The sequence below is a fragment of the Pseudomonas sp. WS 5503 genome (assembly GCF_012985385.1).
Taxonomy (GTDB): Bacteria; Pseudomonadota; Gammaproteobacteria; order Pseudomonadales; family Pseudomonadaceae; genus Aquipseudomonas; species Aquipseudomonas paracarnis.
In genome coordinates this window covers 91,873-115,409 of record NZ_JAAQWI010000015.1, presented here as the reverse complement: position 1 = coordinate 115,409, position 23,537 = coordinate 91,873, and the positions used below count along the sequence as shown (strand labels likewise).

Genomic DNA, 23,537 nt, shown 5'->3' with positions numbered 1-23,537 from the left:
TGAGCTTAAGTCACAAAAGAGGTAGGGCCAACGATACACCCGTCAGCCACGGAATTTAACGGCGCCCGAGCAGGCCGACCCACTGCACCAGCAACGCCTCGAGCAACAGCACGCGGTTGAGGTTGGCCTTGCCGAGGACTTTCTGGCGCTGGGCGAGGATCCAGTCCTGGATGTTCAGCACTTTGTCCTGGGCACTTTTTTGCGCCAGGTATTGCACGACCTTGCGCATATCCGCCAAGCCCAGGCCGTTCTCATCCTGGGTGAGCTGGTAGCGCAGGATCAGGCTGGACCAGTCGCAGAACCAGTCGAACAACAGCAACAGCGGAATATCCTTCCAGGCGCTTTCGGCCAGTTGCGTGGCGGACAATTCCTGCTTGAGCAGTTTCTTCACGCCATCCACGACCAGTGCACGCTGTTCGCGCACGCCCTGAGCCTGCAGCTTCACTGCCGCCAAAGGCGAGCCAGCCGCCAGGGTCAGCAACTCGCCTCGTTCTTCTGCGCTGCATTCCGGCAACGCCTGCGCCAGCCATTGCAGGCTCATGGCTTCGCTGGGCAACGGGCAAGCCTGCTGCACGCAACGGCTGCGAATGGTCGGCAACAAGCGGCTGGACTGGTGGCTCACCAGCAACAGCACGGTATCGCCGGACGGCTCTTCAAGGCTTTTGAGCAAGGCGTTGGCCGCGTTGATGTTCATCGCCTCAACCGGCTCAATCAGCACCACTTTGCGCCCGCCCATCTGCGCGGTCTGCACCACGAAGCTCACCAGGTCGCGCACTTGGTCGACCTTGATGGCCTTGTCCGCTTCCTCGGGCTCCAGCACATAGTTGTCCGGGTGACTGCCAGCCTTGAGCAACAGGCAGGACTTGCACTCGCCACATGCCTCCAGATTGACCGGGCGTTGGCACAACAGGCTGCCCATCAGGCGTTCGGCGAGGTGGCGTTTACCGATGCCCACCGGCCCATGCAGCAGATAGGCGTGGGCGTGCTGGGCGCGCCCCGCCAGTTGCTGCCAGAGGCCGTCCTGCCACGGGTAGGACTCAGCCACGGCTACGCTCCAACAGAGTGGGCAGCAGCGCGTCGATAGCCTGTTGCACGCGGCTCAGCGGCTGGGCGGCGTCCAACAGGTAATAACGTGCGGGCTCAGCCTTGGCGCGCTGCAGGAAAGCGCTGCGCACTGCATCAAAGAAGGCTTGGCCTTCCAACTCGAAACGATCCAGACGACCTCGCGCACTGGCGCGGGCCATGCCCACTTCCACCGGCAGGTCGAACAACAGGGTCAGGTCGGGGCGCAGATCGCCTTGCACGAAGGTTTCCAGGGTGGTGATGCGCTCCATGGACAACCCCCGGCCCCCACCCTGGTAGGCGTAGGTGGAATCGGTAAACCGGTCGCAGATCACCACGGCACCCCGCGCCAGGGCCGGGCGAATCACTTCGGCCAGGTGCTGGGCACGGGCGGCAAACACCAGGAGCAACTCGGTGTCCGGATTCATCGGCTCGTCACCCGGGGTCAGCAGGACGTCGCGAATGCGCTCGGCCAACGGCGTACCACCCGGCTCACGGGTCAGCACCACCTCGATGCCCTGCGCACGCAGGCGCTCGGCCAGGTAGTCACGGTTAGTGCTTTTGCCCCCGCCAAATAAATCTCGCGCATCAAATGTCAACCCGAGAGACACTCGGATTTGAACCAGTATAAATATAAAAAAACCTATTAAATTCAAAGGGTTGAACACCTTCAAAATCATAAAAAATCGGCAGCAATCGTCAGGTCGTGACAACCACGCTGTAAACATGGCACTGCAGAGGTAAAAATGTAAACCGCTTTTCGCTCTACCGCACCAACAAGGGATAATCGCGGGGTCGATGGTAGACCGAAATGTAAACCTGCATGAGCCGAGCGCGGATTCTATACCTTTGAACCCCGTCTGTCTGGCGGAATGGGAGATGCTCTCCAGCCCAACCTGGCAAACCAACAACGACCAGCGGCAACTCGGCCCAGCTGCACACTGGGTGTCAACCATAGTTACACCATTCGATCTGCTACCCAGTTCCCGAAAGCACCGATCATGGACGTAGTCGCTACGACCGAGAGCAACTAGCCACTTCCCCACCGTGGATCATCCGGCCCCGCTACCCTTCTATATATAGAAGAAGCCAGCACGAAAAAGCCTGCCCTGAATCCCACCCAACTCAGAGGGTCAGGGCATCAACGCCTCCTGCATCCCTCCCACATCCACCGACCCCGAAGGCTTGGAAAGTCTGAGAAATCACACGCACAACAACCAACAACCATCTGCCCTACCCGCCCCAAAAACTCAGAAATTGAATATAAATTGACAACAACAAAACACATATATCGACCATTAGAAAAACAACATCAAAACATACTTATAGAATACTGTTTGCTCATCTGAAAGCTAGTAGCAAACACAAAAAACCCTTGACTCAGCCCCCTAATTGCATCTCAGTAAATAGAACGACAAAACAGCAACGCAAACGCCCGAATGAGCTGCCCCCGGGCGTAGTGAATTCTTATTATTTGGAAAACCCGACCCCATGCTTTATTCACGATTCCTACATACTGAACTCGAAAGCTCATGTACAGCCGACGACAAGGTGCTTTCTTACACCATATTTTCGTCCTCGCAACCACATACTCCAGCATTGGGATTCCGAAAATCAGTTGGCTTACAGCGGTTTGCCGTAATTTGGGATCAAGAGCAAGATCTGCGGATTATCAGCCTGATTGAAGAAGCTTTAGCTGTAAGGTTCTTTTCGCCGATTAAGTTGCTGCGCTTGAGCAAGGAGCGCCTGGACATCATTGTCGATCAGAATCTGAATGACGAAAAGCTCAAAGCTTTCGTATTTGCCTGGGAAAAACTTATACGAAAGGTAGCCGGGAGTGATTGGAGCTTGGTGGTTTTCACCGAGACCCAAGTACACTCTCCTCTTGATGAAATCGGAATGCTGGACATGTTTAACCAGGAGCTTATGCAACGGGCCAAGCTTGGGATTGAGGACTACTCACCTGACCTCGCCCTTTTATGAGCGCTTAGGAAGATTAGGTGCTAGAGATGAGGCAGGTTATCAAGTGGTGCTCCGGAGTCGTTCGACACCTACTTCGGGACAAGCGGCCAGAACATGTAATCAGGCAAGAAAAGGATTTCATTGCAGCAGTAAATAATCTAAAGACCCTCATGGTGACCGAACGCGGCGGAATGTCGATTGACCCCGAAGAAATTCGCGATCAAATCACAGAGGCACGAGCTGCTTACATACACCTTGTAGATCCTGTTCATCGCCGCGCCACCCACCACCAAGACACACAAGACAACCAAGGCCCACAATCCGTGACCGCACCAAAGCGACCAAACCTCAAAAGTACCGACCCGCACAGTGACTATATTGAGCTGGTTACTTGGCGTTATCTCAGCGGAAGCGCCTCCATAAAATATGCATGCCTACAGAGCCTGGGTGCGTTGAACTTTGCCGTCGCTGCGACTCAATACTTCCCCAACACACACAACGCAACCGAATCAGGCTCGGCAACCCGCCAGGTCGCTGAGCGACTCAAATCATCTGCAGACGGTGAGTTGCTCGCCTGGTTTTCCTCACTCCAAGAAGCTATGGATGCCCACGACGCCAGTTTCTAATAAGCGTCCTTAACTAGCCAAACGGGAAGGCTGGCGCGCGCCCACACACTGCCAATAACTTCTCACTAAGCCACAGAGCATCTTCCCGCGAGAACGAAAAGCACATGTGCTCGAAGACGATTTCAAAGCCGCGCTCTTTAATTCCATTCACTCGGATCAACGTCTCGCCACTCCCGCTCGAAAAGAACTCGTGACTGCCGTTACGCACGCTTACATTGCTCGTTACACCGCCCCACGCGCCCCGCTTGAACACTGCCTCCTCACGCGGAGGTGGAGGGTAGATATCGAATCCATCAGCAAGATAGGAAGTCGCCACTTCTTCTGCCAAGCACAGCCCCAAGTCACTCGCAGTTTCTTGGCTAACCTCAAATCCGCCGACATCGAAAACCAGCTTCACGTAACCATCAGGAGTTTGAGACACAACGCAACCATAAAAATCTGCGAACTCTCTGCTTCTCCAGCAGATAAAATCCCGGTAAACCTCGAGAAACTCTACAGCATCAGACATCAAGCACCTGCATTATTAATGGCTCATCCATATTGAAACGGATGGCCTCACAGAAACTTGAGCTCACTTAAAGAATAAAATTCAGAAAGTTCGTAGGGCTACACGACACCGCTCTAGATGCGCCATTTCCGCATCCCATTCTCGCAAGAACTTTTCCCAATCGTCGAAGTACGCTCCTTCTACGAACCGAGTTGAGCCTCGACTTGCACAGAGAAATCGCTGGCGCCACGGCTGAGGGATACTTTCATCTCGCACGATTTTACGCCCGTCAGAGCGCGATTCTGGGCGCACAAGCTCCTGCAATTCACGAGTTGGGGGGCTGGAATCGCCATGATCGAGCCCTTCAAGAACTTCCAGGATGGGATCGGTTCGAGGATCTCCTGGCGCCAGATGGGCCAGCGCCCAGAGTGCTTTTCGGCGTAAGGACTTCAAGGCGCTCAAGCATCAACTCAGCTTGAACGCCTCTGCGCGAATAAATGGCTGGCACTTGCGCAGCCTCGGCAGGAGGATGCCTCTCGCTGCTCCCCCTCTACGCCCGCTCAGATTCCCTACCGATGAACTCATCTCGATAGGGCCCGACCTGACTGTCAGTTGGGACTTTTATAGCCCGGCGCAAGCTTGGCGCTTTTAACACCATAGAGAGCCAAGGGGTCGCTCAACCAGAGCCGATAGGCCTCGTCGGCAATGCTGTGATCGGTCGAGCAGTCCACGTGGTACTGCTGCAGCACATACCCAGCCATCGCGGCGCGCACCCGCAGCCTAAGCACGCCGTCAGGCATGTCGTAGTCCCGCATCATGATTTGAGCGCAGTTTTTATCAGGGTGCGGGACTAGGGGTAGATCCAGCATCCTATTCCACTGGTCATCATTCTTTAGAGTCTCTTTCTCCAAGGGCTTCTGCCCCTGCTGAATCTGAGCAGCGCCGACTCGGGCTAGAACAAAGTCCACGAAATCTTCGCGCTTTCTATCGTAAGCCCGGACATGCCAGCGAAGGCCATCACAGCTAATGGCAAAGGGCAAAATTTCACGCTCAGATTCACCCGAGGCCGACGTATAGCTGACTTTCACCACCTGGTTCAGGCTAATCGCGCGCGAGATCGGCGCAAGGATTTCCACCTTAGGCTGGCTGAGCAGCGAAACGGATTCGTTGAGAATGAGCGGCTTCTCACCATCCAGGCTGTACCCGTATCCCTGCGTTAGAGCAGTTAGCACTCGCTCAGGCGGATGCGCTACCAGCGGAGAAAATGTTTCCCGGATCACGTAAAGCTTGCTGACGGTGTCGAGCTCAGTGTTGCCTGGAGCTATTTCACGATACTGAGCAAAATCTCGAGTAGCAGCCGCAGCGCCCAAACCGAATCGATCCATCAGATCATTACGCGAGACCACACCCGTGAAATACAGGCGAAAATCGATATAAACCAGGCGCTCACGCTGGGCCTGGCTGTATTCGCTCAATTTACTCATATCCACTCCGTCTTGCCTTTTCACCGTCTTACCTGTCTTGCTGTCCGACCAAAAGCATGGCCGGTCATTTTATATGGTCGCATCGTAGCACACGATCGCTTGACCTAATCAAATTGATGATGATAGGCTTTGCACATGGTTTCGATAGACCCTTATCTACAGCACCTGACGTGAATCGGAAGGGGCATGGATGGAGGCAATCAGCCAGAAACGAAAAAGCCGATCAAGTTCGCACCTTGACCGGCTTTAGGAAAAAGATATCTGAACTGGTTCCAGATATCTCTCGCGCTTTTGTTCAGAAAGCTCTGCGATGGTAGCCCTTGTGGGCTGCTGACGCAAGGGTAGCGAGTTCTGTGTTCGAGCCGCCTCGATAGGAGACAAGCCATGTCTCAGCTCGAAATGTTCGACAAGCCCGAAGCCGAAGGCGAGGTCATCTACCGCATGACCATCCGCACTCGCAACGGCAAGGTGATACGTCGCGCCAACGGCCAGCCGTTTCGCATCGTAATTCGCCCTAAAGCGGCCAATTAATTTTGATCGCTTAACAGAGCTCAGGGCACATCGGTGCCCTGCCCTCCTCTCGGATGGAGAGTTTTCATGTCATTGAATTTCTACGATCGAGCCGGTGCCCCCATCGCGTATACCGATGATGGTGAGCACATCTTCACAATCAGCGGTCGCCCCGTAGCCTACCTATATGATGGCTCCGTTTACTCCTACCAGGGACATCACCTAGGCCTCATGGCTGACGGAGTCATACGCGACAACAGTGGCCATGTCGCCTTTTTCACCGATGGTGCAAGACTTGGCGTAACGAGGCCGATGCTTCGACTGATGCCACTTAAGGGGTTGAAGCAACTGAAGCCTCTTAAGCAGTTGCGACAACTCAGGCCGTTGAAATCGTTGAATCGGAGCACCTGGTCTCAGCTCTCCGGTCAGCAATTTTTCTTCTTCTAATCACCAATCAGATAACTCCCTCACACATGGACGTTTTTGGGTGAGTAACCTTTCAACACCCTTGCTTGGTCATTGAGCGCAATTCCGGGATTCCACCAGTTGGTGGCTTATTTAGAGGTACGTAATGGAAGACCTGGCCACAAAAATAATCCCGCTGGTTCAGACGCTGATCCCAGGCTTCCTTACCGCCATGATTTTCTACTGGCTGGCAGATGTGAAAAAACCTGGCCAGTTCGAACGCACCGTTCAAGCACTGATCGGCACCGGACTGATCACCATGATGGTCGCAGGCATCAAGGCAGGCCTGAGCTGGGTTGGTGAGCACTACTTCACGTTGGGTGAATGGACGATCCAAGTAGAGGGTGTCTGGGGTATCGGCCTGGCGGTGGTGCTGGGCTTGCTTTTAGCCTTCGCGTCGAATCATGACTACCTATACAGGTTCGCCAGATGGCTGACCCTCACCTCCCGCTCCTCGTACCCAGAGTGGATATATGCATTTCGCAAACGGGAAGGTATGACCGTCGTGTTGACCTTGCTCGATGGTCGCCGGCTGTTCGGGTATCCCGCCGTATGGCCGACCGATCCCAAGGAAGGTCATTTCCTGATCACCCAGCCGTGCTGGATGGACGAAAACAATCAGTGGATAGAGACGCCTGGGATCGAGAGCTATCTCATCGCCAACTGCGACGTCTACCTGATCGAATTCTTAGAGGAGGTAACCGAAAGTGAGCAACGAGAACCAACCTAGGCAGCATGTACTAGAGCAGCGGATTGCCAACGATGGCATGAACGTCAGCCCTCCGGCACCAACCAATATCCGCCCTAAAGCACCACCACCAGCGCCGCCAAAGGCTCCAAAAAAATAAGAGGTTGATCATGTACGAAGAAAGAGGCATATCGCCCCAACCACGCCGGCCCAGCGTTGGACAATCAAGTCCATCTAAGCCATTTTCCCAGCGTCCAGCTACGCCTCCCAAGGCGCCACCACCTCCAAGCAAAAGGTGATCAGCATGACCAATCAAACTGGCGGCAAGATTCACGTTAATGACGGCATAAGCAAGCAAACAACAAGTCAGCGCCCGGCTGCTCCACCAGCTGCTCCGCCACCAGCTCCTCCAAAGCGGTAAGACTGTAAAGGGAGGTTGCGGACGTGTGTGGAATTGGCGGCATGCGGCTAAGGATTGGCTAGCTTTCATGATGCTAACATCAGGTCTTGGAATCACACCGATACTACGATGATGCGCCTCCTTCTGAACTCAGAAGTGCCCTCCCCCTGCGTTCGGAGCTAGCTTGAAAAACCTGGACGTGCAGCAAATCCTTCCGTTAGTAATCTCTACAGTTGAACAAGCCGGGCGGTTCCTAGCTCAGGAGTACGTTCGGCCTGCTGGTCGGCGGGGATACGGGGATAAGGCGGATATCGATCTCGAGATTGAAGAAGTGCTCCGAGCTGAGCTCTTGAAGCTTTTGCCCTGTGATTGGTGGGGTGAGGAGACGGGGCATGTGCTGACGGGGAACAGCCTGTGCTGGGTGGTTGATCCGAACGATGGCACTAGCGATTTCTTGCATGGATTTGCGGGCTCGGCGGTGTCCGTAGGTTTGCTTCAGGGAAACATGCCGGTACTAGGTGTTGTGCACGCGCCGGTCACTGCCAAGGGTGAGTCCGATTGCATTGCTTGGGCTGTCGGCATGGATCACCTGTTACGCAATGACACCCCGATTCGAGTCGATCTCTCGCAACAAGATCTCGATGAAGGCAGCCTTGTAATGGTCAGCACTGCAGCGTCCGGTAAGCCCAACACTAATCGAGAGCTCTGCTCCCCTGGAGATTTCCATCCGATGCCGTCAATCGCTTACACGTTGGCTCGGGTTGCCGCTGGAGATGGAGTGTGCGGTGTATCGCTCTACTCAGTCTCGGCTCACGACGTCGTAGCCGGTCATGCGTTGTTGATAGGCGCCAAGGGGGTGCTAGTGGACGAGCATGGATCTCCTATCAAGTATCAGACGGAAGCGGAGATGCATCGGGTATCCAAACGGTGCTTTGGTGGGACTCCAAATGCGTGTGCTGACCTCGTGACACGAGATTGGGACAAAGTCTTTGCGAAGAACGCCGGCTGAAACAAAATCTGGGCGCGCCCTGAGGGGCGGCTATCGTAAACCGAGCCCCTGCAGGGCTCGTCCCGCTGGGCTTCCATCCTCGCGCCTTCGCCATCCTTGGCTGCGCGCTCCGCTCGCATGTCTTGCGCGTGGTCGCATTAGCCTAGGGAGGATCGCCTTACTTGTATCACCTGTGCGTTACCAATGTGCCTGTTGTTAGCGGGAGGGGGTCGTCATATGCTGGTGTGGTACGTGTCTGGCACCAATCCCCCCCCCTTTGAGGAAATGACATCGAGAGCAGCACGCCCAAAGCCCGCTGGCTCGAGCCGGAGACCCCGAGCAAGACCCCTAAACCGCCTTCCGGTGGTTTTTTTCTGCCTGTAAGTCGGATGTGGAGGTAGAAATGCTTAGCCCCGACCACCTCTATTACTCGATGTCGCATGTTCTCAGTAGAACCTAGAGGTATCAGACAAATGAGCAGTTCAACATCAAGATCACCAAAAAAATCATTTAAATCCAATAGGTTAAGCAGCCCGCGACTCTTTTGTGCGCCTCCGCACATCTGACAGATGTCGCCTTGGCACATTCCGCGCGAAACCTATTGCAATCTAGAATTGCATCAATTTGAAACAACCACGCCTAACGCGCTATCACCATGCCACTTTGGTGATAGATACTCTGTCTCCAGGGCGGGCTATAACGACGAAACTATGACGGTCTCATGGGTCTCCTCTCAACGGCAGGTGCAAATATTTGATTCGCGCCGCCTATCTAGATGCCATTGCTAATAGGACATATTAATGGTTAACCGGGCTGCCAACGCGACCATCAAGGGCTACTTTTACCAGTTCGATTTCGCAATTCTTCAGTTGCTGCAAGCAGTCGACGAGGACACCAGTATAACCGTCGAGGGGGTCGAAGACGTCGACATTGATGACGTATCGAACGAAAAGTACATTCAATGCAAATATTATGCAGCCACGGATTACAACCACTCCGTGATCAAGCCTGCAATCGCAGCAATGATTGTTCACTTCAAGAATGTAGGCTCAACAAAGACACCTCTTCCAAAGTACAAACTTTACGGCCATTACAATAGCGGCCAAGAAAAACTGCCAGAAAGACATTTAATAACCGTAGACTTTATTAAAACTCACTTCCTGACAACAACAAAGAAAGAAGGCCCGGCCGAACTGGTTCATGCGAAGAATAACATCACAGATGCTGAAATACTCCAATTCGCGGGGCAACTTGAAATCGACGTATTTGCTCAAAGCTATGAGAGCCAGTTTGAAAGCATCACCAAATTACTGACCTCTACCATACCAGGCGCCACAAAAGAAGACGCCGAAAACCTTTTTTACCCTGCATCGATCAACAACATCCGAGCCCTAGCAATCGAGCAAAATCAGGCGGCGCGAGAAACCAACAAAAAAAGGTTTCTCAGGGAAATCAACAACAAGAACTTGCTATTTAGCAGCTGGCTTAAGCAATATCAAGGCGCGAAAAAGTATGCCACTCTGGTGCGAGACAAATATTTCAAGCAGAGCGCTGCCACATCAATTGAGAACAAGGCAAGGTTCTTCATTGTAAACCTTCCTCACAACAGCTTGAACGTGGGAAACGCGCTAGACTTGGCACTGAAATTCAGTAAAAAGTTCTCTAACCGCGCAAGCTCTAGAATCAGAGATAGCGACAGATTTTGCCCTTACCTTCATCTAGCCAATACAGATGAAATTGGACATAAAGAACTGAAAAAATCTTTACGAGATTCGACTGTCCTTTTCCTTGATGGACATGACTTCAAGGGATCAGAATTCTACGTCGACTCTCTCTTGAAAGGGCCTACTTCTCATACGGAAACACGCCTGAAGCTGATTGACGAACTGACCGACCTCAATAGCACATTGCGTGCAGCGCATCGCCGCCCCATTGAGGTGTTCGAGTTTTACCACGAAACCCCTACAGCCGGCTTGGATCTTCCCCAAGCAGCATTGTACGCAGCAATCAAGGTTGATTCCCTCGAAGACATCAAGGAGATGATCAGATGACAGCAAAACCGCAAGCTGAGGTCATTGCAGTTTACCCTAACAAAGTTCGAATCTGCGTAGATGACCTAGGCAGTTTTACCGATGGCCACCCCTTGTTGCGTGTTGGCTCCTACCTGAGAGTGACAGACCATGAGGATTGCGTTCTCATTGCCATCATCGAGAGCTTTCTGATTGAAGTAGACCATAAATCGGATCGCCGGCATGTCATCGAAGCTTTACCGCTGGGGGTAATCAAGGATGAAAAATTCATTCGAGGTGGAGATGCTCTGACTATACCTCCAACCGGGGTAGAGCCTGCCACACTAAACGACATCAAAAAAATCTTTGAGGATTCCGTACCCGAACACAAGAAACTCGAGTTCTCAGCGTTGCTCGCAGATCCTGAGATCAGGGTACCTGTTGACGGAAACAAGTTCTTCAACAAGCATATTGCCGTTGTGGGCTCAACTGGTGCGGGCAAGTCGAATACCGTCACCCGAATCATTCAAACTTCTACAGCAAAAACCGCAAGCAACTCTCCCAACAACTCTCACGCTATTATTTTTGACATTCACTCCGAGTACAAAACAGCTTTCCCTGATGCCAACCATATCGACATCAATAGCTTGAACCTCCCCTACTGGTTACTCAACAGTGAGGAATTAGAAGAGGTACTCCTCGACACCGGAGAACGCGACAACTACAACCAGTCCTCTGTTTTCCGATACCTAGTAACGGAAAATAAAAAGAAGCACAACAAGGCTTTCGCTAAGATTTTCTACGACAGCCCCGTCTTCTTCGATATCCATGAGGTCATGAACGCGCTCTACAACATCAAGAATGAAACAACAAACGCAAAGAACTCCAACCTCTACATGATCAACGATGGCAGTTACCAGCTATTGAGTGAGGGCAAGACCGACCCAACTACAGGCATCCTACTCAACGATGAGCAACGCCTCCTGAAATATTTTGAAGAAAAACTAGAATTCCACTCAACAAAACCTCAAAGCATTACCAATGGTAGTTATGCTGATGGATCCCTGGATAAATTTTTCACACGCTTTGAGTCTAAGGTTTCTCAGGAGAGGTTGCGCTTCCTGTTTGGCCCTGACGCTAAGGCTGCCTCGCTTGAGGGCACCCTCCGCAACCTAATAGGTTACATGCCAGGTAAAACCGCTAACGTAACCGTCCTCGACCTGAGCGGAATTCCGTTTGAGGTACTGAGCATCACCGTGTCGCTGATCTCCCGGCTGATCTTTGAACATGGCTACCACTATAAGGTATACCGGACGAAAAACGGGGAAACCATCAATAACGATGCCCCTATCCTGCTGGTGTATGAAGAGGCTCATAAATACGTACCCACCAGTGAGCTCACAAAGTACCGAGCAGCAAAACAGTCTATCGAACGGATCGCAAAAGAAGGTCGTAAATACGGTGTTACGTTGCTGCTTTCCAGTCAGCGTCCATCCGAGATCTCAGAAACCATCTTCTCCCAATGTAACAACTTTGTCGCAATGCGCCTTACGAACCCAAGCGATCAGAATTATGTTCGCCGACTGCTGCCGGACACGTTGGGCAAGCTGATTGAGAAAATGCCAAACCTGGGCGCCGGTGAAGCGCTCTTAATCGGCGATTCACTGGTGATGCCATCTCTGGTAAAGATCGACGTCTGTGATCCAGCGCCATCGTCTGCCGACATCCCATATTGGGAGTTGTGGAAGGACGAATGGAAAGATCTCAGCTTCGATGACATTACAACTGAGTGGCTAAAATAAGCGCTGCTGCTCATCTTGAGAACCGAGGAGCACGAACGGCCCGGCCTAGCTTCACATAGGCAATCGCCGGGCCGGTCGCCGATCATTGAAGCCACGCCACCAATCCGCACACCTCTGACCAGCTCCTCTGTCACGGACAGAAACAGAAGGCTGTACTGGAGGCGCTCGAGGACGAGATCGCCTTGGTTGATTCAGAATATTGGGGATGATGTTTGCTTCTGAGCCTGGAGATGAGCCGATGCCGATGGACGAAATAGCGAAGTGCTTAGCAGACGCAAATCACGTCGTGGTTTTCACAGGTGCGAGGGCTTCAGCAGAGAGCGGTATTCCAACATTCCGAGAAGCACTGACGGGAATATAGGAGCGGTTCGGCCCACCAAGGTTGGCTAACCCAGAGGCTTATCTTGCTGACCCAAGCCTGTGCTGGGACTGGTATGAGTGGCGCCGCCGAAAGGTAGCCCAAGCACAACCGAATGACGCGCACCGTGCTATAGCTGAGCTCGCCAAGCATGTACAGGAGCTTACCGTTTGGCCGTTTCAGATGCGCAGGGACAGTCGAGGATTTGGTCTGAACTTGGCAATGGCGAGCGAAAGCGATTCCTGTCGACTGTCTTTGCTCATGCAAGGGTGTCTTTCTGGCGATGAGGTAGCATTGCGCAGGACATACGATCTTTGCGCGCTGGGCGTAGTGCCTCGGTCATTCGATCAACGAGCTGTTCGGTAATCTTTGCATTTCCAATAGTCGGGCGTCCCCCTCCGGGGGCGGCTGTCGTAGACCGAGCCCCGTGATGACGGGTCTCGGCCCTTCGGGCTTCCATCCTTACGCTCTTCGACCATCATGGTCTGCGCGCTCCGCTTACAGAGCGATCCGACTCACCCTCTTGCTTGGACATTGGCTACCGCTCCCACAAACTGCTGAGCATCCGATCAAAGATGAGGCTGGGCAGATGGTTTCATTAGATGAAAATGCGCGCTCGGCCCTGAATCTAATAATTTCCGCAAAATTATGCTCTCTCATCATTTCCCACACAGTGCTTTTCCGTGAAACACAAACTTAAACGGATTATTTCGAGCAAAACTTTAGCGCTGCGCAAAGTATTTTTCAGGCAGATTTATTTTTTAACCCACCACTCAAGTTTCGAATTTCGCCTCCGTTTAAATAGTCATGCGACTTATTTTCTGAGGAATATCGAGACCATGAGTACAAAGCTGCCCCCGAACAGATTCTTCACGCTCAAGTATGGTTCCCTGAAGGGTGACTCGCACGAGTTCAGGCTTGCCGTCTTCACTAGCCCAGGCACTTCAAAGGGGGCGGTCATAGACGATGACAACAGTTACGCAGTTCTCTTGGATACAGAATCCAACGGCGTAATTTCAATCAAAATCGATGAGTCGCGTTTTAGGTTCACGCCTCAGCAGGCGACGGCGCTGGCATCAATACTCACCGAGCTATCAAGTGATGAAGGATGAATTCCGCTTTCTCTTGGCGGGAATGGCGCCGTGAGGCAACAGATCTTCATCCCAGGCAGGTGAGCTTCTGAAAAAAATTTCCGATCGGGCTCAAGGTTTCTCAAAACGAACCGTTTGTCATACCTATGACATCTTGAGAAACCAGTTTTGAACCTACCAACCATCGCATTTGCACGCTGCCTGAAAGGCGCCGTGTCGTTTGCCGAGACCATCCAGGGTCATCGTCAACGCAGGGCGTGGGAACGTTTAGTCAGCTACATCCAGTCCTCTGACTCCCTTTCGGGCTTTGACAAAGCTGCAGCCTTCGCTGAGGGCTATGCGCAGGCGCTCGTCGACGGTGAGCAGATCGAAATTTCCACAGAGCGTGACTTACTGATCATTTCAATCGTTAACGAGTGGCGGCGGCATTTCATCCGCTCAAATGTTTCGTCCACCTCTAGCACTCCCCTCCTCCAAGGACATTCATGACTTCCAAATTTCAGCGCTACGCGGATGACGAAATTTCAGATCCAAGCCTGCGAATGCCTCGTCAAATTTTGGCAACCAGCACCAACCAATATCCGATTGATATCTTGGTTTCTCGTTGGGAAAAACACCTGGTAGAGCCATCTGCTGCTCACGAGAAGTATCCTTGGGCTTCGGGGTTCGTAATGGGCATTCCTATTCCGTCTTGGCATCGGTCAGTGGTGTGGAATGTAGGTCAGAAGTCTCGGTTCATTGTTTCGGTGTGGTCGGGGGCGGATCTCGGGAGCTATATGACGAATGAGTGGTGCGACTCGGGTGGGGGGCGAGCAACGGCGAAGAACAGCGATATTTTGATCGATGGCTTGCAGCGGTTGCATAGCCTAGAGGAGTACCTTCTTGATCGCTTGGCAGTCCCAGATGCTCAAGGGCAACCACGGGTTTGGTCTGAAGTTGGCAATAGGGAACGCAAGCGGTTCTTGTCGACAGTCTTCACGCACACACATGTATCGTCTGATGACGAAGTGTTGTTGCGAAAAACTTATGATCTTTACGCCATGGGTGTAGCTTCTCGTACGAACGATCAGCGCGCGGTTCGATAACCGTTAGATCCTATTTTTTGGGCATGCCCCTCTGGGGATGGCTGTCGTAAACCAAGCCCCGTCTATCGACGGGGCTTGGCCCTGCGGGCTTCCATCCTCATGCCTTCGACCTTCCTGGTCTGCGCGCTCCGCTTGCACGATGACCTAAGTCACTTCTCGGCTTGGACATTACCTGAAGCTGCCACATACTGCTTCCATCCAATCAGTGTTGGAGTTAGCCCGATGTTATGGTCATTTTGGAAAGACAAACGTCCTGAATGGGTTCAAGCAGAAGAGCGAGCGTTCATCAAAGCTGCGAACTCCCTGAAGACACTGCAGGTGACACCACGAGGTGGCATGAGGATTGACCCCGAGGAGATCAGGGATCAGATCCTTGAAGCCCGAGAGTTATACAAAGACCTGGTTCAAAAATAACGGTAGCGAGCACCCAACCTGCTTGCAGCCCCAGCCCTTTAGCATCCTTTCAGAACTACAAAATAAAGGTGTCCTACGAAGCTCGACTTACTGGCACCACGGGGCCCATGTCGGTGGGTTTTCAATGATATCAATTGATGTGCTGAGCTCATCCTGCATGCGCTCAAAGACTCTGTTGAGAGCCGGGTGGGCATTTGACTCTCTCAGTGTGCTCACAAGCTGCAGCAACTCCCGGCCTTGAGCCAAGGGCATTTGAACGTCGCAATAGACTGTGTCGTCATCGTCCGTCATTCCCATCGAATTCTCCACTTAGCCTGGTCGTTTCGCCTCGTAGCCTACCGTGTGGAGGTGGTGCGTGCCCTCCGGGAAAAGGCTGTCGTGAACCGAGTCTGCGTCTCGGCCCTTCGGGCTTCCATCCTGCACGTCCGCGCTCTCCGCTTGCCCACCGCGTAGCGCTTTCTACTCACAACCCAAGGTCTAGCTCCAGTCGCAGCCCTTTGACTGGAGCAGGAATGAGCTCCACAGGCAGTGCTTGAATTAAACTATCTGCGAGGTAGCGCCTGTAGCAGCTCCAAATAGCGACCTTAAATGGCAGTTCATCAAATGCCGGCCAGCCAACTTTTGCGGCTTCTTGTGCTGCGCGCAGAGCTTCAATGGCATCAACTCCTATCCACTCTAGGCGCAGGTATTCGAGGGAGCTGCGGTGAGTTTTTGTGCCATGTTTTTTGAGTAACTCGGTGATGAGCTCTTCAAGTCCGATGCGACCGAAGAAATTGCAGGCCGCTTGCCATATCAAACCCTCACAAGGGACTGTAAGGCGGCTCAACTGCTTATGCATACGCTTTTCCATCGCTCGATCCAGCCGTCCTAACTGCGTACAGCCTACGCGGCTCGGTGCTTTTGAAGATGCTGCATCTCACGCTCCCACTCATTCAGAAACTTTTCCCAGTCATGGGCATATGGCCCATCCGACAACCGGGTCGATCCGATGCTCGCCTGTAGGAAACGCTCTCTCCATGGCTGCGGAATATTCCTTTCTAGGACTATGTCGATGCCGGAGTGATGACGTTCCACTGTAACAGAATCACGAACCTCACTGAGCTCGAATAGCTTATCAGTGGGAAGCGTGTCGTTCTGATCCTGGTCGTCGAGGTCATCAAGGATGGCCAAGGCATCGGCTGCCTCCGGATCACTTGGAAGGAATCTGGCAATTTCCCAAAGAGCCCTCCGCCTGGTGCTCTCAAGCTTGCGGAGTTCATCGTGGGTCATACAGCCTCCAGGTTGGGTGTAACTGGGCAGCGGTACTAGCGTGCCGCCCATGGCGGAGGGCTGTCGTGAACCGGGCCGTGGCAAGCCACGTCTCGGCCCTACGGGCTACCATCCAGCACGTCTGCGCGCTCCGCTTGCCTAGAGCTTGCATGAATATAAGATTGACCCAATTTGGCTCGGAGAGAAAGCGTCCATGAGTGTGCCGTTGTTCGACTTTGATCTCAAACGCGTTTCGCTTGCCCTTCCCTTGGTTGCGCTGACTGCCTGGCAGGTGCTGGTTGAAACAGCCCGGCTGAAGAAGGGGCAAAAAGTCTTTATCCAGGCAGGTTCCGGTGGCGTCGGCACAATTGCCATCCAGCTTGCAAAACATCTGGGCGCTTTCGTCGCGACCACGACCAGCACAAGTAACGTGGATTGGGTTAAAGCGTTAGGTGCGGACGTTGTCATCGACTACAAGCAGCAGAACTTCGAAGAAGTCCTGCGCGACTACGACGTCGTATTGAACAGCCTCGGCCCTGTCGAGCTGGAAAAATCACTCAGGATTCTAAAGCCTGGTGGCCAGCTCATCTCCATCTCGGGGCCTCCGACAGCAGAGTTCGCACAGGAGCAAAAGCTGTTCTGGGGACTGGGTTGGGTAATGCGTTTGTTGAGCAGTGGCATACGCAGAAAAGCCCGCAAAAAGGACGTCAGGTATGCGTTCGTGTTCATGCGCGCGAGCGGTGCTCAATTGAACAAAATCACTGCGTTTGTCGAGTCCGGAGCTATCACACCTGTGATAGACCAAACCTTCCCGTTTGAGTCCACGGCTGAGGCATTGAGCTATGTCGAACGGGGCAGAGCCAAAGGGAAAGTGATCATCAAGCTCATATGACTACAACTGACACTCGATAACTGGAGCTCGGGACAAGGGTTCATATCGTTTTCAGATAGACGTATGCGAGCAGGCTAGGAAATTAGGGTAATGACTGTCGATAATTTTAATACACGTAAATCCGTGCTGCCCCCTGAATCAGCTCAAGGTCAAGGTCAAATATGCACCGTCGACTTATTAATCGGTAATTCAACCAGCCTCCCGGACGAAACGTCTGGCTTAGTTATACGTGAAAATCACTCATCAGAAATGCCCTTTATTAACCCAGCTTCACAGCCAGGAAAAATTGAGCTGCATTCCAAACCAGCGTTGCCAACACCTCCAATAATAGCCTGGCGCAAATTAATGCTGGAGCAATAGCGTCGAACCAGCACTTTGCTATGACTTGCCGTATTCCGTATTCAGCTCCCAGCTCAGCCGTGAATGCCACTTCGAATTTCGTCACTTAGCTCTCAAGTGCTTGCCTGGACAAACCATCCAGAATCCCCAGAATCTGAGCGTTATTGAGAGCAAATTTGGGCACAAACTCCATGCCGACTGGCAAGCTATCGTGGGGGCACATCAGTGCTCCCTTGCCCTCACCGAACTGCTGGCTGACGAAGGTTTTGAGGTTGCTTGGCGTTTTTGTGGCGTAGGCGCTTCGGAAGATCGATAGGTCGCAGAGCACACCTGCGAGCATTACCCAGGCGTGACCATCCCACTTGGCGTCCACAAACTCACCCTCGTAGGTTGCCCCTGGAATGTTCCCCCTGCACTCGAAAGCATAGTGGCCGTTAATCAGTAGGTCTCCGAGAACGACAACTGCGGGTATCCCTTGAGATTTGAGAATGGCAGTGAAGCCAGCACTGACCATGACGCAAGAACCAAATGATGGAGGGATCGAATCGAGCGTTTGCCTAGCGGCGCTAACGATTACATCAGGATCGGTAATTTGGAACTCTGCGTAATCGGTATAGGCCTCCGCGCCACAGTCGCGGGTAATAATGTCTATTAAAGTTGAAGGCACAAAGGATCCCTTGGGCATTTATTCGACCTTGTCGGTCATTTGCGTTCGTTCTGACCAACCATTGCTTCAAACTCAATCGGAAAATGCATCTGGTTGGGGCCAGATAGGAGTGGAGCCAGCGTCGATCTCGCGTTGGCGCTTTCGCTCAAGATAACGCTTATGCAAGATGGTCTCCCCTTGATCCTCTAGCCACTTCACGAATGCAGAGACCTGTGAAACAGCGTGCAGAAATTTCTCGGTAGTGATGTGAATGTGGGGGCGATATAGCCATTGCCGACTCTCACCATCTGCCTCCTCAATCAAGTTTTTCTCTCGATCACTCACGAAAAATGGGTTTGGCATCTTCTGAAGCGCGTCGTCAGAATATCGAGATGTTTCGAAGATCAGGGAGTCGGGATGTTGGATGCTATTCCTCGCCAGCACGAGCTCTTCAATCAAAACGAAATCGAATGGGCCATCCTCAAACCGGTCTGAACCATGGGCCCGGTAGAATGCCCTGTAGCCATTTGGCCATCCGCCATTTTTGAATTCTGATTTAAGTGAAGGCCCTGGAGCAGGCCCAAGCTGATGCTCCCATTCTTTGAAGTATAAGTGTAGCGAAGCAGCGATCATTGATAAGCATGCGCTACCCAGTACCTGCAATGACGAATCAGCTTCCAGCCATTCATTCAAATATGCCGGCTCCTCATCTTCGCTATAGGGCGGGATGAAGGGTTCTTCCTCGTTCTCAATTTTCCTTTGGCGATCTTCAAACGGGCTGACCCCATTTAGATATAGCTGCTTGATAAAAGCCAGCCGCTGTTCAAGGAAGTACCGAATGTCCATTTCGCTGTCCTGGTAGATAATTGTCATTCCCGGCCTACACTCGGTCACGGGCTTGGAGGACGGTATCACGACTACGCTGAGCAAAGACGTGCAAGTGTCTGCAGCCGGCCTCAATTCATCGAGACCTCAGCAAAGCTATAGGCCTTGTGGGCTCTCTGTCGGGTTCCTGTCGTGTTGTGTCATCAGCGGCTTCTTCATCATGAGCCGTACCGACAATCTCATGGAGCTTGAAAATGAATACAAACACCTCGTCTAGCCAGCCTCGCGTGTTGAGCCTCGAAGAATTTGCCACACTCATCCGCAAAATGCGGGAGGTTTTTCAATGGTCACAGGAGACTCTGGCCGAGCTTGCAGGCTTGAACGTACGGACTGTACAGCGCGTTGAGAATGCCAAGTCGGCAAGCACTGATACTCGACGTGCGCTCGCAGTTGCTTTCGAGATCGAAGACATCGATGCCTTTAACAAGCCCTTCGACATCCCCTCAGAAGAGGAGTTGAGAGCAGAGAAAGCCCGTATTGAGCGCGACTACGTCACCCTACCGGCGCTGCCTCTGTCGACTGGACACCAGCTCGCTACGCTTGCAGAAAGCTCCACAGTAGATATTTCCCAACCCGGCTTTGAAATGCAGCGTGATGCCCACGAGGTGTTTGCGTCACTCGTGGACTATTTTCGCGACTACAGGGACTGCGCCCGCGATTATTCAGAAAGCGCCAAATTTGCCGTTTACGACGAGATGCAGGAGCTGATCAATGAGCTGCAAGGGCTTGAGGTATCAATTCAATATGCGACTCGCAAAGTACATCTGAGGGTTTCTGGCGAGCAGTCAGAAGCGAAGCCCTTGACCGTCCAGATGTCATATTTGATCGCTTTCGAACGAGGTAAAGCACCAGGCGAATTTGCGGTGCAGAAAAAACTGGATTTTCCATTCTGATCAGAACTGCGGCGTGCTAGGACGTTTATCTGGCTCGCAGTTGCAACGCGTTAAGCGACTCAAGCGTGTGCACCACCAATTCAACCACGCCTACGTCGAAGTCCTCGCGATTTGCCTCCTCATGGGTGCCTGAACGAGCCCCATGAAAGACAGGACACCGTTTCCCCCTTACGATAAGGGATAGGCAAACGGTTATGTTTATGACTAATAGCAACGACAAGAGTGGGGAGCTTTTGGGCCAGGAGCGGCGGCGCCGCTGGAGTCCAGAGCAAAAGCTGGCCATGGTTCGCGAGAGCCTTGAGCCAGGACAAAGTGTGTCGGTCGTCGCTCGGCGCAACGGCATCAATGCCAATCAGTTGTTCTTGTGGCGCAAGCTGTATCAGGACGGCAGCCTGTCGGCGGTCAGTGCTGGCGAAGCCGTGGTGCCTGCCTCCGAGCTAAGCGATGCGCTCAAGCAGATCCGTGAACTGCAACGGATGCTGGGCAAGAAAACGATGGAAGCCGAAATCCTCAAAGAGGCCGTGGAGATCGCCCGGTCGCGAAAATGGATTGCGCACTCACCCTTGTTGCCGGGGGACGACCAGTGAAGCTGGTCAGCGAATGTCTCGGTGTGGCGCGCTCGCAATTAACGGTTCGAATCAAGCAATCGGTATCGCCCAAAGTGCGGCGAAGCAGGCCTGTGAACGATGTAGAACTGGTCGCTGAAATCCAGCAAGAGGTCAGCGAACTGCCCAGTTATGGATACCGTCGCGTCTGGGGACTGCTGCGTCGTGCACGTGAAAAGCGGTCGCTGCCGGCGGTCAACGTGAAACGGATTTACCGGGTGATGCGTGACCACAACCTTTTGCTTGAACGCCGGATCAAACAGCCCGGCGTGCCGCGTCGGCACGAAGGCCGTATTGCAGTGGAAACCAGTGATACGCGTTGGTGCTCGGACGGCTTTGAGTTCCGTTGCGAGGACGGTGCCAAACTGAGCGTGACCTTCGCCCTCGATTGCTGTGATCGCGAAGCCATCGGCTGGGTCGCGAGCCCGACCGGGTACAGCGGCGATGATATCCGCGACTTGATGCTGGAAAGCGTGGAGAAGCGCTTTGGTGATCAACTGCCCGCTACGCCGGTGCAATGGCTAAGCGACAACGGCTCGGCGTACACCGCCGAACAGACACGCCTGTTTGCTCGACAGATCGGTTTGCAGCCGGTGACCACCCCAGTTCGCAGCCCGCAGAGCAACGGCATGGCCGAGAGCTTCGTGAAGACGCTCAAACGTGATTATGTGGCGCACATGCCCAAGCCGGATCGAGAAACGGCGCTGCGCAACCTGGCAATTGCCTTCGAGCATTACAACGAGCAGCATCCGCACAGCGCCTTGAAATATCGTTCACCGAGGGAGTTCAGGCGCTTAGCGGGAACATCAATTTAACGGGGAGTTGGTGTCCGGTAATGAGATGGTCACCCCCACACCCTGCGAGGGCTACGCTTTCGCAGGGTGCTTTATTTTGGAGGCCATCATCATGAGCGAATTGGCACTGGTCGGTATCGATCTCGGCAAACACACTTTCCACTTGCACGGCCAGGACGTATCGGGTCGAGAGATGTTTCGAAAGAAGCTCTCGCGCGTGCAGATGATGCGTTTTTTCGGCAACTGCCCCACTTGTACTGTCGTGATGGAAGCCTGTGCTGGTTCCCATTTCGTTGCCCGCGAACTGGCTACCATGGGACATGTAACCAAACTGATATCCCCGCAGTTTGTTCGGCCCTTTGTTAAAAGTAACAAAAATGATTTCGTTGACGCCGAGGCGATCTGCGAAGCCGCCTCACGCCCTTCGATGCGATTTGTCTCGCCTAAAACCGAGGCCCAGCAAACGCTCTCAGTACTGCATCGCATGCGTGAGTCGCTGGTGCGTGACCGCACCAAAACAATCAATCAACTCCATGGCTTCCTGCTGGAGTTCGGCATCAGCTTGCCTCTGGGGCGGACGGTCATAAAACGTCTGCCTAGCGTTCTGGCCGAGCATGAGTTGCCGATACGGCTCAGCACATTGTTGCAGCGGTTGCACGCACACTTCGGCTATCTGGATGAGCAAATCACGCAGCTGGATAAAGAGATGGCTGGCCAACTGGCTGACGATGATCTGGGCAGTCGTTTGCTGAGTATGCCCGGCGTCGGCCCGATCACCGCCAGCCTGCTGGCTGTCGAAATGGGAGACGGCAAGCAATTCGGATGCAGTCGTGACTTCGCCGCATCCATAGGGCTGGTTCCCAGACAGTACAGCACGGGTGGCAGGTCTAACTTGAAGGGGATCAGCAAGCGAGGAGACAAGAGCCTCAGATGCCTGTTGGTACAGTGCGCCAGGGTTTATATGCAAAGGCTCGACAGTCAAAAAGGGGCACTGGCTGATTGGGTGCGCTCATTGCTTCAGCGACGACACTCCAATGTCGTGGCGTGCGCTCTGGCCAATAAACTGGCGCGAATTGCCTGGGCAATATCTGCTCACCATACAGTGTTTGAAGCAGGGTCAGACGCCATGGCGGCCTGACCCTACTGTTATTGCAGTACCACGAGGCACCTTCAGGTTTTGCGATAGCTGAAAAATGGATGACGTGAACGGCACACCGGCCTGGCGAAGAACCTGACTTATGAAACGGCTTTAGAAGCCGCTCCGGTTTTCAGGATTGCCAGGCGCGACTCTCATCATGGCGCGGGGCATGCCTCATACAGACGCCGGATAGATTTAAGCAAGCCAACCACTTCACCCGTTAATCAGCATTGCAAAAATGGGGGTGACCATAGATTTATAGGGGCAAGTCCAGTGCCTTTGTTCAGGTACAGCCAAACCAAGGACTGCTCGGGTATACCCAGGATATGATCCAACGCCTGGATGATTGGCGCCTTGTCAGAATGCTCAAAGTTTGGCGCGCCCCTCAGCTTCGCTCATATGCTGACCCCGCACCAAACGGGCTGGTGCAAGATGTGTTCGGCAGACGCTTACCCCTGAGCGGCGTGGATGCGGTCAATAATGAGCCCTTGTAAAGAGGCTCTAGAGGTGGGGTTTGCATGGTTCTCACGCTCGGCATGGCAGAGGCCCGTGCGAGCAGAAACTGGCGATAATTCGATGCGCTTGAGTGTGGATGTGTCGCGAGTTGCGGGGGTACGAACGGATGAAACGCACACAGTGCCTCAGGGCGAAAAGCTGCTGGCTGGC

Annotated in this window: 25 protein-coding genes and 2 pseudogenes; 18 read left to right on the top strand and 9 right to left on the bottom strand. The window is 53.2% G+C overall.

What is annotated here, in order from left to right:
* Positions 1-55: 55 nt before the first annotated feature.
* Together HBO10_RS29300 and tmk are read right to left on the bottom strand one after the other, a co-directional pair.
* Complete coding sequence (locus HBO10_RS29300; protein WP_034128434.1) at positions 56-1,045, bottom strand: DNA polymerase III subunit delta'; 990 nt, start codon at positions 1,043-1,045, stop codon at positions 56-58.
* On the bottom strand, positions 1,038-1,661 hold the full coding sequence (tmk, locus tag HBO10_RS29295; RefSeq protein WP_169922241.1) for a dTMP kinase: 624 nt from the start codon (positions 1,659-1,661) through the stop codon (positions 1,038-1,040). The genes HBO10_RS29300 and tmk overlap by 8 nt, the downstream gene beginning before the upstream one ends.
* A gap of 892 nt (positions 1,662-2,553) precedes the next feature.
* Between tmk and HBO10_RS29290 the strand changes: the two genes are divergently transcribed.
* Both HBO10_RS29290 and HBO10_RS31070 read left to right on the top strand, forming a co-directional pair.
* Entirely contained in the window at positions 2,554-3,045 is a 492-nt protein-coding gene (locus HBO10_RS29290; RefSeq protein ID WP_169922234.1) for a hypothetical protein, read from the top strand.
* A gap of 26 nt (positions 3,046-3,071) precedes the next feature.
* Positions 3,072-3,650: a hypothetical protein gene (locus HBO10_RS31070; RefSeq protein WP_178112613.1), complete on the top strand. Its 579-nt coding sequence runs from the start codon at positions 3,072-3,074 to the stop codon at positions 3,648-3,650.
* A 13-nt stretch (positions 3,651-3,663) separates the two neighbouring features.
* On the opposite strand, the gene HBO10_RS29280 is transcribed toward HBO10_RS31070, so the two are convergent.
* Both HBO10_RS29280 and HBO10_RS29275 read right to left on the bottom strand, forming a co-directional pair.
* Entirely contained in the window at positions 3,664-4,158 is a 495-nt protein-coding gene (locus HBO10_RS29280) for a hypothetical protein (RefSeq protein WP_169922233.1), read from the bottom strand.
* A gap of 587 nt (positions 4,159-4,745) precedes the next feature.
* Positions 4,746-5,621 (bottom strand): WYL domain-containing protein, encoded by an 876-nt coding sequence (locus HBO10_RS29275; protein ID WP_169922232.1) that lies wholly within the window; start codon positions 5,619-5,621, stop codon positions 4,746-4,748.
* A gap of 384 nt (positions 5,622-6,005) precedes the next feature.
* Between HBO10_RS29275 and HBO10_RS29270 the strand changes: the two genes are divergently transcribed.
* From HBO10_RS29270 to HBO10_RS31695, 11 genes and pseudogenes are all read left to right on the top strand, one after another.
* The gene (locus tag HBO10_RS29270; RefSeq protein WP_169922231.1) at positions 6,006-6,152 is read left to right on the top strand and encodes a hypothetical protein; all 147 of its coding nucleotides are present in this window, start codon (positions 6,006-6,008) and stop codon (positions 6,150-6,152) included.
* 66 nt (positions 6,153-6,218) lie between these two features.
* Positions 6,219-6,578: a 4-fold beta flower protein gene (locus HBO10_RS29265; protein ID WP_169922230.1), complete on the top strand. Its 360-nt coding sequence runs from the start codon at positions 6,219-6,221 to the stop codon at positions 6,576-6,578.
* A gap of 124 nt (positions 6,579-6,702) precedes the next feature.
* Positions 6,703-7,326 carry a DUF6338 family protein gene (locus HBO10_RS29260; protein ID WP_169922229.1) on the top strand — a complete coding sequence of 208 codons (624 nt, stop codon included), beginning with the start codon at positions 6,703-6,705 and terminating at the stop codon, positions 7,324-7,326.
* 542 nt (positions 7,327-7,868) lie between these two features.
* Positions 7,869-8,693, top strand: a complete 825-nt coding sequence (locus tag HBO10_RS29255) for an inositol monophosphatase family protein (protein WP_169922228.1) — start codon at positions 7,869-7,871, stop codon at positions 8,691-8,693.
* Positions 8,694-9,472: 779 nt separating this feature from the next.
* On the top strand, positions 9,473-10,723 hold the full coding sequence (locus tag HBO10_RS29250; RefSeq protein WP_169922227.1) for a DUF4297 family anti-phage-associated protein: 1,251 nt from the start codon (positions 9,473-9,475) through the stop codon (positions 10,721-10,723).
* Positions 10,720-12,483: an anti-phage-associated helicase HerA gene (gene herA / locus HBO10_RS29245; RefSeq protein WP_169922226.1), complete on the top strand. Its 1,764-nt coding sequence runs from the start codon at positions 10,720-10,722 to the stop codon at positions 12,481-12,483. The genes HBO10_RS29250 and herA overlap by 4 nt, the downstream gene beginning before the upstream one ends.
* A 238-nt stretch (positions 12,484-12,721) precedes the next feature.
* A pseudogene (locus tag HBO10_RS31565) lies at positions 12,722-13,012 on the top strand (Sir2 family NAD-dependent protein deacetylase); the annotation flags it as partial.
* Positions 13,013-13,680: 668 nt separating this feature from the next.
* Positions 13,681-13,953 carry a hypothetical protein gene (locus HBO10_RS29235; protein ID WP_169922225.1) on the top strand — a complete coding sequence of 91 codons (273 nt, stop codon included), beginning with the start codon at positions 13,681-13,683 and terminating at the stop codon, positions 13,951-13,953.
* 147 nt (positions 13,954-14,100) lie between these two features.
* Positions 14,101-14,421, top strand: coding sequence for a hypothetical protein (locus HBO10_RS29230; protein WP_178112612.1), 321 nt, complete (start codon positions 14,101-14,103; stop codon positions 14,419-14,421).
* The gene (locus tag HBO10_RS29225; protein WP_169922224.1) at positions 14,418-15,017 is read left to right on the top strand and encodes a DUF262 domain-containing protein; all 600 of its coding nucleotides are present in this window, start codon (positions 14,418-14,420) and stop codon (positions 15,015-15,017) included. Before HBO10_RS29230 ends, HBO10_RS29225 begins: the two co-directional genes overlap by 4 nt.
* A gap of 222 nt (positions 15,018-15,239) precedes the next feature.
* Entirely contained in the window at positions 15,240-15,431 is a 192-nt protein-coding gene (locus tag HBO10_RS31695; protein WP_346343139.1) for a hypothetical protein, read from the top strand.
* 87 nt (positions 15,432-15,518) lie between these two features.
* On the opposite strand, the gene HBO10_RS31560 is transcribed toward HBO10_RS31695, so the two are convergent.
* The 3 genes from HBO10_RS31560 to HBO10_RS29215 all read right to left on the bottom strand — a co-directional run bounded on the left by HBO10_RS31560 (position 15,519) and on the right by HBO10_RS29215 (position 16,700).
* Complete coding sequence (locus tag HBO10_RS31560) at positions 15,519-15,728, bottom strand: hypothetical protein (RefSeq protein WP_262378139.1); 210 nt, start codon at positions 15,726-15,728, stop codon at positions 15,519-15,521.
* 166 nt (positions 15,729-15,894) lie between these two features.
* Positions 15,895-16,281 carry a hypothetical protein gene (locus HBO10_RS29220; RefSeq protein ID WP_169922223.1) on the bottom strand — a complete coding sequence of 129 codons (387 nt, stop codon included), beginning with the start codon at positions 16,279-16,281 and terminating at the stop codon, positions 15,895-15,897.
* A gap of 32 nt (positions 16,282-16,313) precedes the next feature.
* The gene (locus HBO10_RS29215; protein WP_169922222.1) at positions 16,314-16,700 is read right to left on the bottom strand and encodes a hypothetical protein; all 387 of its coding nucleotides are present in this window, start codon (positions 16,698-16,700) and stop codon (positions 16,314-16,316) included.
* A gap of 238 nt (positions 16,701-16,938) precedes the next feature.
* Here HBO10_RS29215 and HBO10_RS29210 point away from each other — a divergent pair.
* Both HBO10_RS29210 and HBO10_RS29205 read left to right on the top strand, forming a co-directional pair.
* Positions 16,939-17,571 (top strand): annotated as a pseudogene (locus tag HBO10_RS29210) (NADP-dependent oxidoreductase); the annotation flags it as partial.
* A gap of 90 nt (positions 17,572-17,661) precedes the next feature.
* Positions 17,662-17,931 (top strand): hypothetical protein, encoded by a 270-nt coding sequence (locus tag HBO10_RS29205; protein ID WP_169922221.1) that lies wholly within the window; start codon positions 17,662-17,664, stop codon positions 17,929-17,931.
* An 85-nt stretch (positions 17,932-18,016) separates the two neighbouring features.
* On the opposite strand, the gene HBO10_RS29200 is transcribed toward HBO10_RS29205, so the two are convergent.
* Both HBO10_RS29200 and HBO10_RS29195 read right to left on the bottom strand, forming a co-directional pair.
* Entirely contained in the window at positions 18,017-18,595 is a 579-nt protein-coding gene (locus HBO10_RS29200; protein WP_169922220.1) for a transglutaminase domain-containing protein, read from the bottom strand.
* Positions 18,596-18,649: 54 nt separating this feature from the next.
* A complete protein-coding gene (locus HBO10_RS29195) occupies positions 18,650-19,402 on the bottom strand; it encodes a hypothetical protein (protein ID WP_169922219.1) in 753 nt (250 codons plus the stop codon).
* A 233-nt stretch (positions 19,403-19,635) separates the two neighbouring features.
* On the opposite strand from HBO10_RS29195, the gene HBO10_RS29190 reads away from it, so the two are divergent.
* From HBO10_RS29190 to HBO10_RS29180, 3 genes are all read left to right on the top strand, one after another.
* Positions 19,636-20,334: a helix-turn-helix domain-containing protein gene (locus HBO10_RS29190; RefSeq protein ID WP_169922218.1), complete on the top strand. Its 699-nt coding sequence runs from the start codon at positions 19,636-19,638 to the stop codon at positions 20,332-20,334.
* Between the two features lie 194 nt (positions 20,335-20,528).
* A protein-coding gene (locus HBO10_RS29185) for an IS3 family transposase (protein WP_169922217.1) occupies positions 20,529-21,754 on the top strand; the annotation gives its coding sequence in 2 pieces (ribosomal slippage) (positions 20,529-20,880 and positions 20,880-21,754; 1,227 coding nt in all).
* Positions 21,755-21,845: 91 nt separating this feature from the next.
* Positions 21,846-22,871, top strand: coding sequence for an IS110 family transposase (locus HBO10_RS29180; RefSeq protein WP_169922216.1), 1,026 nt, complete (start codon positions 21,846-21,848; stop codon positions 22,869-22,871).
* The last annotated feature ends 666 nt before the right edge of the window (positions 22,872-23,537 follow it).

Coding starts and splice junctions, on each gene's coding strand:
- HBO10_RS29200 (WP_169922220.1), bottom strand. CDS start 18,595: ATGCCCAAGGGATCCTTTGTGCCTTCAACTTTAATAGACATTATTACC.
- HBO10_RS31070 (WP_178112613.1), top strand. CDS start 3,072: ATGAGGCAGGTTATCAAGTGGTGCTCCGGAGTCGTTCGACACCTACTT.
- HBO10_RS29180 (WP_169922216.1), top strand. CDS start 21,846: ATGAGCGAATTGGCACTGGTCGGTATCGATCTCGGCAAACACACTTTC.
- herA (WP_169922226.1), top strand. CDS start 10,720: ATGACAGCAAAACCGCAAGCTGAGGTCATTGCAGTTTACCCTAACAAA.
- HBO10_RS29250 (WP_169922227.1), top strand. CDS start 9,473: ATGGTTAACCGGGCTGCCAACGCGACCATCAAGGGCTACTTTTACCAG.
- HBO10_RS29190 (WP_169922218.1), top strand. CDS start 19,636: ATGAATACAAACACCTCGTCTAGCCAGCCTCGCGTGTTGAGCCTCGAA.
- HBO10_RS29235 (WP_169922225.1), top strand. CDS start 13,681: ATGAGTACAAAGCTGCCCCCGAACAGATTCTTCACGCTCAAGTATGGT.
- HBO10_RS29290 (WP_169922234.1), top strand. CDS start 2,554: ATGCTTTATTCACGATTCCTACATACTGAACTCGAAAGCTCATGTACA.
- HBO10_RS29280 (WP_169922233.1), bottom strand. CDS start 4,158: ATGTCTGATGCTGTAGAGTTTCTCGAGGTTTACCGGGATTTTATCTGC.
- HBO10_RS29265 (WP_169922230.1), top strand. CDS start 6,219: ATGTCATTGAATTTCTACGATCGAGCCGGTGCCCCCATCGCGTATACC.
- HBO10_RS29225 (WP_169922224.1), top strand. CDS start 14,418: ATGACTTCCAAATTTCAGCGCTACGCGGATGACGAAATTTCAGATCCA.
- HBO10_RS31695 (WP_346343139.1), top strand. CDS start 15,240: ATGTTATGGTCATTTTGGAAAGACAAACGTCCTGAATGGGTTCAAGCA.
- HBO10_RS29220 (WP_169922223.1), bottom strand. CDS start 16,281: ATGGAAAAGCGTATGCATAAGCAGTTGAGCCGCCTTACAGTCCCTTGT.
- HBO10_RS29205 (WP_169922221.1), top strand. CDS start 17,662: ATGACTGTCGATAATTTTAATACACGTAAATCCGTGCTGCCCCCTGAA.
- HBO10_RS29260 (WP_169922229.1), top strand. CDS start 6,703: ATGGAAGACCTGGCCACAAAAATAATCCCGCTGGTTCAGACGCTGATC.
- HBO10_RS29195 (WP_169922219.1), bottom strand. CDS start 19,402: ATGGACATTCGGTACTTCCTTGAACAGCGGCTGGCTTTTATCAAGCAG.
- HBO10_RS29215 (WP_169922222.1), bottom strand. CDS start 16,700: ATGACCCACGATGAACTCCGCAAGCTTGAGAGCACCAGGCGGAGGGCT.
- HBO10_RS29270 (WP_169922231.1), top strand. CDS start 6,006: ATGTCTCAGCTCGAAATGTTCGACAAGCCCGAAGCCGAAGGCGAGGTC.
- HBO10_RS31560 (WP_262378139.1), bottom strand. CDS start 15,728: ATGGGAATGACGGACGATGACGACACAGTCTATTGCGACGTTCAAATG.
- HBO10_RS29275 (WP_169922232.1), bottom strand. CDS start 5,621: ATGAGTAAATTGAGCGAATACAGCCAGGCCCAGCGTGAGCGCCTGGTT.